Annotated in this window: 13 protein-coding genes; 5 read left to right on the top strand and 8 right to left on the bottom strand. The window is 71.6% G+C overall.

Annotated elements, in window-relative coordinates:
* Positions 1–4: 4 nt before the first annotated feature.
* The 3 genes from BEP24_RS03120 to BEP24_RS03110 all read right to left on the bottom strand — a co-directional run bounded on the left by BEP24_RS03120 (position 5) and on the right by BEP24_RS03110 (position 2177).
* A complete protein-coding gene (locus tag BEP24_RS03120) occupies positions 5–934 on the bottom strand; it encodes a DNA-formamidopyrimidine glycosylase family protein (protein WP_065960161.1) in 930 nt (309 codons plus the stop codon).
* Between the two features lie 18 nt (positions 935–952).
* Positions 953–1441 (bottom strand): ribose-5-phosphate isomerase, encoded by a 489-nt coding sequence (locus tag BEP24_RS03115; RefSeq protein WP_065960159.1) that lies wholly within the window; start codon positions 1439–1441, stop codon positions 953–955.
* An 88-nt stretch (positions 1442–1529) separates the two neighbouring features.
* Positions 1530–2177 (bottom strand): helix-turn-helix domain-containing protein, encoded by a 648-nt coding sequence (locus BEP24_RS03110; protein WP_065960156.1) that lies wholly within the window; start codon positions 2175–2177, stop codon positions 1530–1532.
* Here BEP24_RS03110 and BEP24_RS03105 point away from each other — a divergent pair.
* A complete protein-coding gene (locus tag BEP24_RS03105) occupies positions 2176–2703 on the top strand; it encodes a GNAT family N-acetyltransferase (RefSeq protein ID WP_065960155.1) in 528 nt (175 codons plus the stop codon). The genes BEP24_RS03110 and BEP24_RS03105 overlap by 2 nt on opposite strands.
* A 114-nt stretch (positions 2704–2817) precedes the next feature.
* On the opposite strand, the gene BEP24_RS03100 is transcribed toward BEP24_RS03105, so the two are convergent.
* Positions 2818–3459 (bottom strand): DsbA family protein, encoded by a 642-nt coding sequence (locus BEP24_RS03100; RefSeq protein WP_065960153.1) that lies wholly within the window; start codon positions 3457–3459, stop codon positions 2818–2820.
* A gap of 137 nt (positions 3460–3596) precedes the next feature.
* Between BEP24_RS03100 and pepN the strand changes: the two genes are divergently transcribed.
* The 3 genes from pepN to BEP24_RS03085 all read left to right on the top strand — a co-directional run bounded on the left by pepN (position 3597) and on the right by BEP24_RS03085 (position 7840).
* Entirely contained in the window at positions 3597–6176 is a 2580-nt protein-coding gene (gene pepN / locus BEP24_RS03095) for an aminopeptidase N (protein ID WP_065960150.1), read from the top strand.
* A gap of 84 nt (positions 6177–6260) precedes the next feature.
* Positions 6261–7328 carry a mechanosensitive ion channel domain-containing protein gene (locus BEP24_RS03090; RefSeq protein ID WP_065960149.1) on the top strand — a complete coding sequence of 356 codons (1068 nt, stop codon included), beginning with the start codon at positions 6261–6263 and terminating at the stop codon, positions 7326–7328.
* A gap of 107 nt (positions 7329–7435) precedes the next feature.
* The gene (locus tag BEP24_RS03085; RefSeq protein WP_065960262.1) at positions 7436–7840 is read left to right on the top strand and encodes a globin; all 405 of its coding nucleotides are present in this window, start codon (positions 7436–7438) and stop codon (positions 7838–7840) included.
* Between the two features lie 137 nt (positions 7841–7977).
* On the opposite strand, the gene BEP24_RS03080 is transcribed toward BEP24_RS03085, so the two are convergent.
* On the bottom strand, positions 7978–8820 hold the full coding sequence (locus tag BEP24_RS03080) for an NAD(P)H-binding protein (protein WP_065960146.1): 843 nt from the start codon (positions 8818–8820) through the stop codon (positions 7978–7980).
* Between the two features lie 47 nt (positions 8821–8867).
* A complete protein-coding gene (locus tag BEP24_RS03075) occupies positions 8868–9569 on the bottom strand; it encodes a hypothetical protein (RefSeq protein WP_065960144.1) in 702 nt (233 codons plus the stop codon).
* 43 nt (positions 9570–9612) lie between these two features.
* Between BEP24_RS03075 and BEP24_RS03070 the strand changes: the two genes are divergently transcribed.
* Positions 9613–10470, top strand: coding sequence for an acyl-CoA thioesterase II (locus tag BEP24_RS03070; RefSeq protein ID WP_065960143.1), 858 nt, complete (start codon positions 9613–9615; stop codon positions 10468–10470).
* Between the two features lie 197 nt (positions 10471–10667).
* Here BEP24_RS03070 and BEP24_RS03065 read toward each other — a convergent pair whose 3' ends face one another.
* Together BEP24_RS03065 and ettA are read right to left on the bottom strand one after the other, a co-directional pair.
* Positions 10668–11150, bottom strand: coding sequence for a thioesterase family protein (locus tag BEP24_RS03065; protein ID WP_065960141.1), 483 nt, complete (start codon positions 11148–11150; stop codon positions 10668–10670).
* A 3-nt stretch (positions 11151–11153) separates the two neighbouring features.
* Complete coding sequence (ettA, locus tag BEP24_RS03060) at positions 11154–12839, bottom strand: energy-dependent translational throttle protein EttA (protein ID WP_065960139.1); 1686 nt, start codon at positions 12837–12839, stop codon at positions 11154–11156.
* Between the last annotated feature and the right edge of the window lie 224 nt (positions 12840–13063).

Genomic DNA, 13063 nt, shown 5'->3' with positions numbered 1-13063 from the left:
GGCGCTACTTCTGGTCCTTCGGGCACCAGTAGAGCTTGCGTCCGGCCATGTCCGCCATCCGGATCTCGGTACCGCACACCCGGCAGGGTTCGCCCTGGCGGTGGTACACCCAGTGCCGGTCCTTGCGGGAGCGGACCGCCTTGGCGTGGTCGGCCGGCGACAGGTCGTCCATCGTGAGCATCAGCCCGTCGCGGACGCCCGCGTGCAGGAGCGTCGACCAGTCCTGCCAGAGCGCCTTCGCCTGCTTCACGGTGATCTTCTTGCCCGGCTTGTACGGGTCGATGCGCTGCCGGAACAACAGCTCGGCGCGGTAGATGTTCCCGATGCCGGCGACGACCGACTGGTCCATGAGCAGCTGCCCGATCGCGACGTTCCGCTTCCGGACGTTCTCGACGAAGGTGCGCTCGGCCTCGGGTCCGTCGTCGTTGATCGGGTCCGGGCCGAGCTTGTCGAGCGCCCGCTGCACGCCCGCCGGGTCCTCGACCACGCACGCGGTCGGTCCGCGCAGGTCGGCGACGGTGTCCTCGGTGAGGAGCCGCACGCGCACCTGTCCGACGGGGTCCGGCGGGAAGGACTCGATCGGGTCCTCGACCTTCTCCTGCTCGGCCATCCGGTAGCGCGCGAGCCGCGGCGCACCGATCGACGACAGGGACTCCTCGCCGTCACCGTCCTCGGACAGCGCCTCGGCGGAGGAGATCACACCCGCGAAGTCCCACGCCCCGTACAACCCGAGGTGCACGCGCAGGAACAGGTCGTCCTCGAACTCGAGGAACAGCTGCTTCGCCACGGCACGCGCAGCGACCATGCGCTTGCCGTCGAGCTGCGCGGCACCGGCGGCGAACCGCCCCTGTGGACTGGAGACCTCGCAGCGCTTGCCGACGAAGTGCCGGTCGAACTGGTTCGCGATGCGGTGGACGGAGTGACCCTCGGGCATCGGTCCTGTCTACCCGGCCTACTCGTCGATCTGCCGACCGGCGATGTGCCCCGTCGTCTCGTACTCGGCCAGCTGGGCGATGCGGCGGGCGTGGCGCTCCTCGCCGGAGAAGGGCTCGGCGACGAACAGGTCGACGAAGCGCATCGCCTCGTCCTCGGTGTGCTGGCGGGCGCCGATCGAGATGACGTTCGCGTCGTTGTGCTGCCGGGCCAGGAGCGCGGTGGACTCGTTCCACACCAGCGCCGCCCGGATGCCCGCGACCTTGTTCGCCGCGATCTGCTCGCCGTTGCCGGAGCCGCCGAACACGACGCCGAGCGCCGGGACGCCCGCGCGCTGGTCCTGCACGACCGCGTGCGCGGCGTTGATGCAGAACGAGGGGTAGTCGTCGAGCGCGTCGTACTCGGTGGGACCGTGGTCGACGACCTCGTGTCCGGCCTCGGTGAGGTGCTGGGCGAGGGTCTTGGTGAACTCGAGGCCGGCGTGGTCCGTTCCGAGGTGGATGCGCATGCCCCGATCATATTCCCGCGTCGCGGCCAGCTCCGCCGCCCGACGGACCGCCCGACGGGCCGCCGCTCCGCCGGTGCCGACGGTGCCGCTACGCCGCGCGGACCACCACCACGACGTACCGGACCGGCTCGTCACCGGGGTTGCGGTACACGACGTCGGCCGGGTCGCCGAGCTCGATGCGGTCGCCGGCCGCCAACCGGGTGACGTCACCGCCCGCGACGACCTCGAGCACCCCGTCGACGACCCAGATGCAGTGCCGCAGGAAGGCGTAGGCGCTCGCCGGGTACGCGACCTCGCGGCCGGCGGGCAGGCGGACCTCGGTGACGTCCGCGGGGAAGGCGGCGCTCGACACCGGGCGGCGGCGGTACCCGGTCTCCGGGTCGGTCCACGAGTCCGCGGTCGCCCCGCGCTGCACACCCCGCGCGGCGTCGGGGTCGGCCGTGCGTGGGACGTCGTGCTCGAGGGACTCGTCGAGGAGCTGGGAGACGGTGAGCCCGAACGCGCCGGACAACCGCCCGAGGATCGTCGCCGTCGGGCTCGACACCCCGCGTTCGACGCGGTTGATCATCGCCCGCGAGACGCCCGACTCCTCGGCGAGCTCCGTGAGGCTCCACCGCCGCTCGGTCCGGAGGCGCTGCAACCGCTCCCCCAGGTGGCGCTGGGCGGCGTCGTCGGCGTTCTCGGACACGTCGGCGGGTTCCGTGGTCGCCGCCGAGTCGTCTACGATCTGAGACATGACGACAGCATATGCGACGGACGGAGCAGCCCCGGCCCTGGTCCGCGACTGCACCCCGGCCGACCTCGACGTCGTCCACGCGCTGCACGTCGACGCCGTGCTGCACTCGACGGCGATCTGGCAGGACGTCCCGCACCCGCGCGCGTGGTTCGACGGCTGGCTCGCCGAGCGGCAGGGCGACGGGTGGCCCGTGCTCGTCGCCGAGGTCGACGGCCGCGTCGCCGGCTACGCCACGTACTCGCAGTGGCGGCCGCACCCGGGCTACCGGCACACCGTCGAGCACAGCGTCTACGTCGTCGAGGACCTCCGCGGCCGGGGCGTCGCCTCCACGCTCATGGCCGCGCTCGTGGCCCGCGCTCGGAACGAGGACCGCCACGTCATGGTGGCGGGGATCTGCAGCACGAACACCGGCTCGATCGCGCTCCACGAACGGCTCGGCTTCGCGACGGTCGCCGTGGTCCCCGAGGTCGGCCGCAAGTTCGACCGGTGGCTCGACCTCACCCTGATGCGGCTGCAGCTGGACTGACGGACCGCGGCGCGCCCCCGCGACGCGCGCGCGGGTCGCGACGCCACCACGGACGGACGGGAGGCGCGGTGCCGGTCCGCACCGCGCCTCCCGTCCGTCCGTGGGTCGCGCCGGTCAGCCGGCGGGCTGCTCGACCGTGTCGAAGACCGGGCCGACCGTGCGGGAGCGCTTCAGCTCGAAGAATCCTGGGACCTTCGCGACCGCGACGACGCCGTCCCAGAGGTCGAGCGCCTCCTGGCCCTTCGGTGCCGGCGAGATGACCGGACCGAAGAAGGCGGTGCCCTCGACCGCGATCACCGGGGTGCCGACGTCCTGGCCGACCCGGTCGATGCCGTCCTGGTGGCTCGCGCGCACGGCCTGGTCGACCTCGTCGGTCCAGGCGTACTCGAGCAGGTCCGCCTCGAGGTCGAGCTCGCGGAGCACCGCGGGCACGACCTGCTCGGGGTCGGACTCCTGGCGGTGGTGGACGTGCTCGCCGAGCGCGTCGTACAGCGGCTTCACGACCTCCTGGCCGTGACGGAGCTTCGCGGCGGTGACGATGCGCGGGTAGAGCTGCCCCTTCACGATCCGCTCGCGGTACTCGTCCGGGATGTCCTGGTCCTCGTTGAGGACGAACAGGCTCATCACCTTCCACGTCACGTCGAGGTCCCGGTGGCGGGCGACCTCGCCGACCCAGCGGCTCGTCATCCAGGCCCAGGGGCAGTTCGGGTCGAACCAGAACTCCACGGCGGTCGGGGTCGTCTCGGTGTTGTCCACAGTCGTCTCGGTCACGATGCGAGCGTACGCGCGCTCGCTAGGCTGATCCCATCGTCCCGACGGCGCACGACGCCGTGCCGGGACTCCCCACACCGCGGACATCGATCGTCCGCGCCGCCAGCGAAGTTGGAGCGTCCGTGCCCGGAGAGAACCTCACCAGAACCGAAGCCCAGGAACGTGCCGCGATCGTCGACGTGCAGACGTACGACGTCGAGCTGGACCTGACCCGCGGCGCCGAGAGCTTCGGCAGCACCACGCGTGTCCGGTTCACCGCGACGCCCGGCGCGTCGACGTTCATCGACGCGATCACGAAGACCGTGCACTCGGTCACCCTGAACGGCACCGCGCTCGACGTGGCCGCGGTGAACGACGGCGTCCGGATCCAGCTCGCCGACCTGCAGGAGCAGAACGAGCTGGTCGTCGTCGCCGACGCGCTCTACACGAACACGGGCGAGGGCCTGCACCGCTTCGTCGACCCCGTCGACGACGAGGTCTACCTGTACTCGCAGTTCGAGGTCCCGGACTCCCGCCGCATGTTCGCGGTGTTCGAGCAGCCCGACCTCAAGGCCGAGTTCACCTTCACCGTGACCGCACCGGCCCGCTGGCAGGTCGTCTCGAACGCGCCGACGCCCGAGCCGCACGTCGACGGCGAGGTCGCCACGTGGGCGTTCCCGCCGACGGCCCGCATCTCGAGCTACATCACCGCGCTCGTCGCCGGCCCGTACGAGGTCGTGCGCGACGAGCTGACGAGCCGTGACGGCCGGACGATCCCGCTCGGTGTCTTCGCGCGCCGCTCGCTCGCCGAGTACCTCGACCCCGAGTACGTGTTCGAGACCACGAAGAAGGGCTTCGCGTACTTCGAGGAGAAGTTCGACGTCGCCTACCCCTTCGAGAAGTACGACCAGCTGTTCGTGCCGGAGTTCAACGCCGGTGCGATGGAGAACGCCGGCGCGGTCACCTTCACCGAGACCTACGTGTTCCGGTCGAAGGTCACCGACGCGATCAAGGAGCGCCGGGTCGTCACGATCCTGCACGAGCTCGCGCACATGTGGTTCGGCGACCTCGTCACCATGAAGTGGTGGAACGACCTGTGGCTCAACGAGTCGTTCGCCGAGTGGGCGTCGACCATCGCGACCGCCGAGGCCACCGAGTGGACCGAAGCGTGGACCACGTTCCAGGCGATGGAGAAGTCCTGGGCCTACCGCCAGGACCAGCTCCCCTCGACGCACCCGATCGTCGCGACGATCAACGACCTCGAGGACGTCCAGGTCAACTTCGACGGCATCACGTACGCGAAGGGCGGCTCGGTCCTCAAGCAGCTCGTCGCGTGGGTCGGCATCGACGCCTTCTTCGCCGGCGTCTCGGCGTACTTCAAGAAGCACCACCACGGGAACACCGAGCTCCGCGACCTGCTCGTCGAGCTCGAGGCCACCAGTGGCCGCGACCTGTCCGAGTGGTCGAAGCTCTGGCTCGAGACGGCGGGCGTGAACACCCTGCGCCCCGAGATCGAGGTCGACGAGGACGGCGTCATCACGTCCTTCGCCGTGCTGCAGGAGGCCCCGGCCGACCACCCGACGCTCCGTCCGCACCGCCTGGCGATCGGCGTCTACGCCGTCACGCAGGACGCCACGGCTCCGTTCGGTGCCGACGCCGCGTCCGCCGGCGGCAAGCTCGAGCGCGCGCACCGCGTCGAGATCGACGTCGACGGCGCCCGTACCGAGGTCCCCGAGCTCGTCGGCGTGCACCGCGGCGACCTCGTGCTCCTCAACGACGACGACCTGGCGTACGCCAAGATCCGGCTCGACGAGCAGTCCCGCCGCACCGCGATCGAGCACCTCGCGGCGATCGCGAACCCGCTCGCCCGCTCGATCGTGTGGGGTGCGATGTGGGACGCCACCCGCGACGCCGAGTCCGCCGCGAGCGACTACGTCCGGCTCGTGCTCGGCAACATCGCGACCGAGACCGAGTCGACGACGATCCGCACCACGCTCTCGCAGCTGCTGCTGACCGCCCGCAACTACGTGGCGCCGGAGAAGGTCGACGCCACGGTCCGCACGGTGGGCGACACGCTCTGGCAGCTGGCGTCCTCGGCCGAGTCCGGCTCCGACGCGCAGTTCCAGTTCGTGAAGTTCTTCGCGCAGATCGCGTCCACGCCGGAGCACGTCGCGACCCTGCAGGGCCTCCGCGACGGGTCGGTCACGCTGCCGGGCCTCGAGATCGACACCGACCTGCGCTGGGAGCTGCTCGAGGGCCTGGTCCTCGCGGGTGCTGCCGGCGACGCCGAGGTCGACGCCGAGCTGGCCGCCGACAAGACCGCGTCGGGTGAACAGGCCGCCGCACGCGCCCGTGCGACGATCCCCACCGCCGAGGGCAAGCTCGCGGCGTTCTCCTCGCTGGTCGACTCCGACGAGCTGCCCAACGCCATCGTGCGCCAGACGACGATGGGCTTCCAGCACACGAACAGCCCGGTGGTGCTCGAGGGGCTGGTGGCGAAGTACTTCGACGTGCTCACCCGCATCTGGGCCGAGCGCAGCTACCACATGGCCGACACGATCGTCACCGGGCTGTACCCGGCACCGCTCGCCTCGGTCGAGCTCCGCGACGCCGCGACGGCCTGGCTCGAGGCGCACCCGGAGACCCCGGCGCTCCGCCGCATCGTGACGGAGAACCTGGCCGGCACCGAGCGCGCGCTGCGCGTCCAGGCGGCCGACGCCTGACCTGCGTCGGACGACCACGCACGGGCGGGGCCTCGGTGATCCTCAGGGGTCGCCGAGGCCCCGCCCTCTAGCATCGATCGGATCATGAACCTGGCTGCGACCTCGACCGACGACGTCCCCAAGTGGATGTCGAACACCTTCACCCAGTTCGTCGACACCTGGCACGTGCCGATCGTGATCGTCATCACCCTGCTCGCGGCGGTCGTCGTCCGGCTCCTCCTGCGCCACACGATCAAGGGCGTCGTGGCGCGGGTGGTGAGCGGGGCGAAGCGTCGGCAGAACGTCGACGACACCCAGGCCCTCGTCGCCTCCCCCGTGCAGACCGCCCGCGTCGTGCAGCGCACCCGCACGCTCGGCAGCGTGCTCGAGAACCTGGCGACCGTCATCGTCGTGCTCATCGCGCTCGCGATCATCATCCCGCTCGTGCTGCCGAACGCCGCGGTCGGCATCGTCGGTGGTGCGTCCCTCATCGCGGCGGGCCTCGCGGTCGGTGCGCAGAGCATCGTGAAGGACCTGCTGTCCGGCGTCTTCATGATCCTCGAGGACCAGGCCGGTGTGGGCGACGTCGTCGACACCGGCCCCGCCACCGGTGTGGTCGAGAACGTCGGCCTCCGGGTCATGCAGATCCGCGACGTGAACGGCATCCTGTGGTTCGTCCCGAACGGGCAGATCCTGCGCGTCGGCAACCTGTCGCAGGGCTGGTCCCGCGTGCTCGTGGACATCACCGTCCCGTACGACACCGACATCGACGCCGTGCAGGACGCCCTGCTCGCCGCCGCGGTCCGGATGTCGCAGGAGCCGCGCTGGCGCCAGCGCATCGTCGAGAAGCCGGAGATCTGGGGCCTGCAGTCGGTCAGCGACGCGGGCATGGTCTTCCGGCTCGTCGTCAAGACCCGCGCGTCCGAGCTCGACGTCGTCGGCCGCGAGCTGCGTGTCCGGCTCAAGCGCTCGGTGGACGAGCTCGGGGTGACGCTCCCTGCGATGGCGATGATCATGCCCGAGGGCTGGGAGAACGCCACCTCGATAAACGGGCTCCGCACCGTCCGGACCCAGCCGACGCCCGCGCCGACGAAGTCCCGCGGCAGGCGTGGCAACCTGTTCGGACGCGCGATCCGCACCGACGAGCCGGACGCCGGGAAGGACCACCAGTGAGCGAGCCCGCGCCCCCGACCGGAGGAACCGGCGGCCTGCCCCTGGCTGGCGGCGGCCCCGGCGGCGCCCTGCCCGTGGCGGGCGGGGGCCCCGCGCAGCCGATCACGCTGCGGGTCGGGGAGCACGGGGCGTCGGCGACGGGCTCGCTGTACGAGCGGATCGGGGGCGCTCCGACGTTCGACCGGCTCGTCCGGCGCTTCTACGAGGGCGTCCAGCGCGACGACGTGATCTGGCCGATGTACCCGGCCGACGACCTCGAGGGCGCGATCTGGCGTCTGTCGGCCTTCCTGCAGCAGTACTGGGGCGGCCCCGGCACGTACAGCGAGGAACGCGGACACCCGCGGCTCCGGATGCGGCACAACCCGTTCCGCATCACGCCCGAGGCCCGCGAGCGCTGGCTGCTCCACATGCACGACGCCGTCGGGTCGCTCGACCTCGCGCCGCTCGACGAGGCCGAGCTGTGGGACTACCTGGAGCGAGCCGCCCACGCCATGACGAACACGTTCGACTGACCTGCGGGCCGGTGTCGGGCGATCCGACGGGTCGACCGGCTCACGTCGTCGACGCGAGCGGTGACGGACGGGAGGCGCGGTGCGGGCCCGCACCGCGCCTCCCGTCCGTCGTCTCGTCGCGGTCGCGAGGGACCCGCTCAGCGCACGTAGGAGCCGTCGGTCAGGTCGTCCACCAGCGCAGGCCGCGTGGGGTGCCAGCCGTAGGCGGAGCGCGCGTGCTCCCCGGTGGCCTCCTGGTGCAGCAGCAGCGCGTCCGCGAAGTCGGCCCCGAGCCGCGCCCGCGACGCGTCGACGTCCTCCGCGACGACCGGCGAGCCGTGCGCGCCCGCCTCGGCGATCTCGCGCACGGTCGGGTTGTCGCCGGACGCCGCGACGACGTACCCGTCCTGCTCCGCGCGGTGGACGGCGAGCACGTACAGCTCGCCGAGGTCGTCGATGTGCACCGTCGTCCAGCGCTGCGAGCCGTCGCCGACCAGCCGCACCTCGTGCTCGCCGTCGCCGACGAACATCGCCGGGATGCCCGCGCCCCGGCCGTAGACGATGCCCGGCGCGACGATCGTGGTGCGTACCTCGCTCGCGCGGACCGCCGCCTCGATGGGCGCACGCCACGCGGTCAGGGCGGGCGGGGCCACCGGGGACTCCTCGGTGATCGTCGTCGATGCGCCGAACGTGAAGATGCCGCCCGTGTGCACGAACGGCTTCGGCGTGCCCGCGAGCGCCTCGAGGACGGTCGCGGTGAAGTCGGGGTCGACCCCGGACGCCGACGCGGTGTGCACGACGGCGTCGGCCTCGTGCGCGAGCCGCCGCACGACGTCGGTGTCCGTCACGTCGCCCACGAGGGCGCGGCCGCCGGCGTCGCGGACGGCCTGCGCCTTCTGGTCGGACCGGACGAGGGCGGTGACCTCGTGCTCGTGTGCGACGAGCGCGCGCAGGACGGAGGAGCCGATGTAGCCGGAGGCGCCGGTGAGGAAGACGTGCATGGCGACACCCAACCACGGCAGCCCTGGGGCGCGGTGGACGGAGGAGCTCAGACGCTCAGGGACCAGGCGCGACGCTTCACGAGCACGTGGCCGCGGGAGGTCGTGAGGCGGCTCCACGGGCCGGTCTCGAACAGCCGGACGGGGTCGTGCCCGAGGAAGCCGAGGCTCTCCCCCGCGAACCCGGCACCGGCCGGGACGTGCTCGATGCCGGGGACCGGACGGCCCCAGACCTCGGAACGGATGCGGCGGACGATCGCCTCGCCCGCGTTCGAGGGGACCGCGTCGGCCACCTCGGCGATGCCGTCACGGGCGGCCCGGCGGAGGAGCTCCGGGGAGACGTCGGGCAGCGGCACCCAGCCGCCACGGGGCGGGGAGATCGCCGCCCAGGTCACGGTGTGCACCTCGTGCGGCAGTTCCACCTCGACCGGGGTCGCGCGGGTCGGGTCGGCCCCTTCGGCCCGGTCGGCCTCGTGCTGCTCGCCCAGCAGGCGCAAGCGCTCCTGCAGCGAGGCGAGCGGGACCACCGCGTCGATGCTGGCCGTGCCGGCGAGGGAGAACGTGCGGAGCCCCAGCACCGTCGGCAGCTCGTCGAGGAGGCCGAGCGGGTAGAGGATCGCCGTGTAGACCGCGAGGACACCGGAGTCGGCGACGAGCCGGACGGATCCGTCCTCGATGCGGGCAGCCCGTCCGAGGTAGGTGCGGAGGTCGCCGAGCGAGGCGGCGTCGGGAAGCGTGAACGAGGTGCCCATGTCACCGCCGATCCTACCGGGGCGACGTTCGTAGACTGCGGGGATGCGCGGCGAACCCGACTTCCTCAGCACCCTCCGACTCCAGGACACCGGGGCCAGCACGGGCGAGACGATCCTCACCGGGGCGAGCCACTGGTCGCCCGGCGGCCGGGTCTTCGGCGGACAGGTCCTGGCGCAGTGCATCGTCGCCGCGCAGCACACCATCGAGGGTCGGGACATCCACTCGATGCACGGGTACTTCCTGCGCCCCGGCGACACCGACGTGCCGATCACCTTCGGCGTGGAGACCATCCACGACGGCCGCTCGTTCGCCACACGACGCGTGCAGGCGTACCAGCGCGGGGTGCCGATCTTCTCGATGATCGCGTCGTTCCAGCGCCCCGACGAGGGCGTCGAGCACCAGGACCCGTTCCCGGTCGACATCCCCGATCCCGAGACCCTGCCGTCGGCGGCGTCGATCCTCGCGCCGATCGACGACCCGGTCGCGCAGGCGTGGGCGGAGCGGTCGATCGACCTGCGGCACGTCGAGGGTCCGGTGTTCGTCGACGTGCAGGGCGAGCACGTGGCGCACCAGGCCGTGTGGTTCCGGGTGCAGGGTGCGCTGCCAGACGAGCCGGCGCTGCACCGCGCGGTCCTCGGGTACGCGAGCGACCTGTCCCTGCTCGAGCCGATCATGCGGCGGCACGGGATGGCCTGGGGCACGCCGGGCGTCAAGCTCGCGAGCCTCGACCACGCGATGTGGTGGCACCGGGACGCCCGCGCGGACGAGTGGGTGCTGTACGCGCAGGAGTCACCGAGCGCGCAGGGCGGGCGGGGGCTCGCGTTCGGACGGATGTTCGCGCGGGACGGGCGCCTGCTCGCGTCGGTGGCCCAGGAGGGCATGATGCGCGTGCCGCGGTGAGCGGCGGGGGCGCGTGGGCGCCGGCCCGCGGTGCCGGCGCGTGATAGCGCGGTGCGGCGTGCTCGCGCACAACGGAAAGCACCTCGCGCCACGGCGTTCCGTGGCGCGAGGTGCTTTCCGTTGTGCGGAGCCGACCGGGCGCTCGGCCGCGAAGCCTGCGGCGGGCCGAAGCCGGACCGGGAGCGGCGGGCGGCGACCTACGGGCGAGCGAACTCGACCGGAGGCTCGGCGTACTGCTCGCACGCGGCACGCTCGGCGTCGGTGAGACGTCGCGGCCGGTTCGTCTCGGCGTCCACCATGACCAGAGCCGTGGTGGCCCGGGTGTACAGCACGGCCGGCTCGACGCCGGCGGGCGACCAGACCTCGTAGGACACATCGAGGCTCGCACCACCGATGCGGCCGATCCAGAGGTGCACGTCGAGCGGTCGACGCAGGTACGGGATCGACGCGAGGTACTCGAGGCGCTGGGCCGCGATCACCGTCATCGTCCCGGAACCCGGGCGGCCGTCGATGATCGGATCCGGCAGCTCGCCCGACCCGTCGGCCTCGGACGGTTCGTGCCCCCAGAACCCCGCGATGCGCGCCTCCTCGAGGAGACGCAGCATCGCGGAGTTGTTCACGTGGCCGTACGCGTCGATGTCACTCCAGCGCAGACGGACCGGGACGTGCAGCCTCGCCACGGGTCAGTCGCGCGTGAGCTTGCGGTACGTTGCGCGGCCGGGCTTCGCCGCATCGGCACCGAGGCGCTCGATCTTGTTCTCCTCGTAGGCCTCGAAGTTGCCCTCGAACCAGTACCAGTTCGGCGTACCGTCCTCGTTCAGGCCCTCCCACGCGAGGATGTGCGTCGCGATGCGGTCGAGGAACCACCGGTCGTGGGTGATCACGACGGCGCACCCGGGGTACTCGAGGAGTGCGTTCTCGAGGCTGCCGAGGGTCTCGACGTCCAGGTCGTTCGTCGGCTCGTCGAGGAGCAGCAGGTTGCCGCCCTGCTTGAGCGTCAGCGCGAGGTTCAGGCGGTTGCGCTCACCACCGGAGAGGATGCCGGCGCGCTTCTGCTGGTCCGGGCCCTTGAACCCGAACTGCGAGACGTAGGCACGCGACGGGATCTCGGTCTTGCCGACCTGGATGTAGTCGAGGCCGTCGGACACGACCTCCCACAGGTTCTTGTTCGGGTCGATGCCGCCACGGCTCTGGTCGACGTAGGAGATGTCGACCGTCTCGCCGATCTTCAGCGTGCCGCCGTCGAGGGGCTCGAGGCCGACGATCGTCTTGAACAGCGTCGTCTTGCCGACACCGTTCGGGCCGATGACGCCGACGATGCCGTTGCGGGGCAGCGTGAAGGACAGGTCGCTGATGATGACGCGGTCGCCGAACTGCTTGTGGAGCTTCTCGGCGTCGATGACCTGCGAGCCCAGACGCGGGCCCACCGGGATGACGATCTCCTCGAAGTCGAGCTTCCGGGTGCGCTCGGCCTCCGTCACCATCTCCTCGTAGCGGGCGAGACGGGCCTTCGACTTCGCCTGACGGCCCTTGGTGTTGCTGCGGACCCAGTCGAGCTCGGAGGACAGGCGCTTCGCGAGCTTGGCGTCCTTCTTGCCCTGGACCTCGAGACGGGCACGCTTCTTCTCGAGGTAGGTCGAGTAGTTGCCCTCGTACGGGTAGAGACGGCCGCGGTCGACCTCGGCGATCCACTGGGCGACGTGGTCCAGGAAGTACCGGTCGTGGGTCACGGCCAGGACGGCACCGTGGTACTGCTGCAGGTGCTGCTCGAGCCAGAGCACGGACTCGGCGTCGAGGTGGTTGGTGGGCTCGTCGAGGAGCAGCAGGTCGGGCTTCTGCAGCAGGAGCTTGCAGAGCGCGACGCGGCGCTTCTCACCACCGGAGAGGTGGGTCACGAGCTCGTCCCCCGGGGGGCACTGGAGCGCGGCCATCGCCTGCTCGAGCTGCGAGTCGAGGTCCCACGCGTCAGCCGCGTCGATCTCCTCCTGCAGCGTGCCCATCTCGGCGAGGAGCGAGTCGAAGTCGGCGTCCGGCTCGGCCATCAGCGCGGAGATCTCGTTGAAGCGCGTGATCTTGCCGTGGATCTCGCCGACGCCCTCCTGCACGTTCTCGAGGACGGTCTTCGACTCGTCGAGCTCGGGCTCCTGCATGAGGATGCCGACGGTGAAGCCCGGCGAGAGCTTCGCCTCGCCGTTGGACGGCTGGTCGAGACCCGCCATGATCTTGAGGATCGTCGACTTGCCCGCACCGTTCGGCCCGACGACGCCGATCTTGGCGCCGGGGAGGAACGACATCGTGACGTCGTCGAGGATCAGCTTGTCGCCGACCGACTTGCGGGCGCGGACCATCTGGTAGATGTACTCAGCCATATCGGAGTCAGTCTACTGATCGGGCGCGTCTCCGGGGACCCGTGCCGCGATCCGACCGGCGGAGCACCGAGCCCTCCCCGACCCGGGCCGCCGTGAGCACTGCGGCCTCGCGGGTGGCGGGACCCGCCGGCCGCCCGGACCGCCCAGCCGGATCGGGCGCGGCCGTGCACCCCGGTCCCCCCGGACCGCCCCCCATGATCGGGTGCGGCCGGGCGACCGGGGTC

Origin of the sequence: Curtobacterium sp. UCD-KPL2560 (assembly GCF_001705035.1) — a bacterium.
Lineage (GTDB): Bacteria > Actinomycetota > Actinomycetes > Actinomycetales > Microbacteriaceae > Curtobacterium.
Note: the sequence above shows the minus strand (reverse complement) of the source record. Positions and strands in the feature narration are given on the sequence as shown.

Bases quoted from the DNA above. Each gene is read 5' to 3' on its own strand.
- BEP24_RS03120 (WP_065960161.1), bottom strand. From the start codon at position 934: ATGCCCGAGGGTCACTCCGTCCACCGCATCGCGAACCAGTTCGACCGG.
- BEP24_RS03115 (WP_065960159.1), bottom strand. From the start codon at position 1,441: ATGCGCATCCACCTCGGAACGGACCACGCCGGCCTCGAGTTCACCAAG.
- BEP24_RS03105 (WP_065960155.1), top strand. From the start codon at position 2,176: ATGACGACAGCATATGCGACGGACGGAGCAGCCCCGGCCCTGGTCCGC.
- BEP24_RS03110 (WP_065960156.1), bottom strand. From the start codon at position 2,177: ATGTCTCAGATCGTAGACGACTCGGCGGCGACCACGGAACCCGCCGAC.
- BEP24_RS03090 (WP_065960149.1), top strand. From the start codon at position 6,261: ATGAACCTGGCTGCGACCTCGACCGACGACGTCCCCAAGTGGATGTCG.
- BEP24_RS03080 (WP_065960146.1), bottom strand. From the start codon at position 8,820: ATGCACGTCTTCCTCACCGGCGCCTCCGGCTACATCGGCTCCTCCGTC.
- BEP24_RS03075 (WP_065960144.1), bottom strand. From the start codon at position 9,569: ATGGGCACCTCGTTCACGCTTCCCGACGCCGCCTCGCTCGGCGACCTC.
- BEP24_RS03070 (WP_065960143.1), top strand. From the start codon at position 9,613: ATGCGCGGCGAACCCGACTTCCTCAGCACCCTCCGACTCCAGGACACC.
- ettA (WP_065960139.1), bottom strand. From the start codon at position 12,839: ATGGCTGAGTACATCTACCAGATGGTCCGCGCCCGCAAGTCGGTCGGC.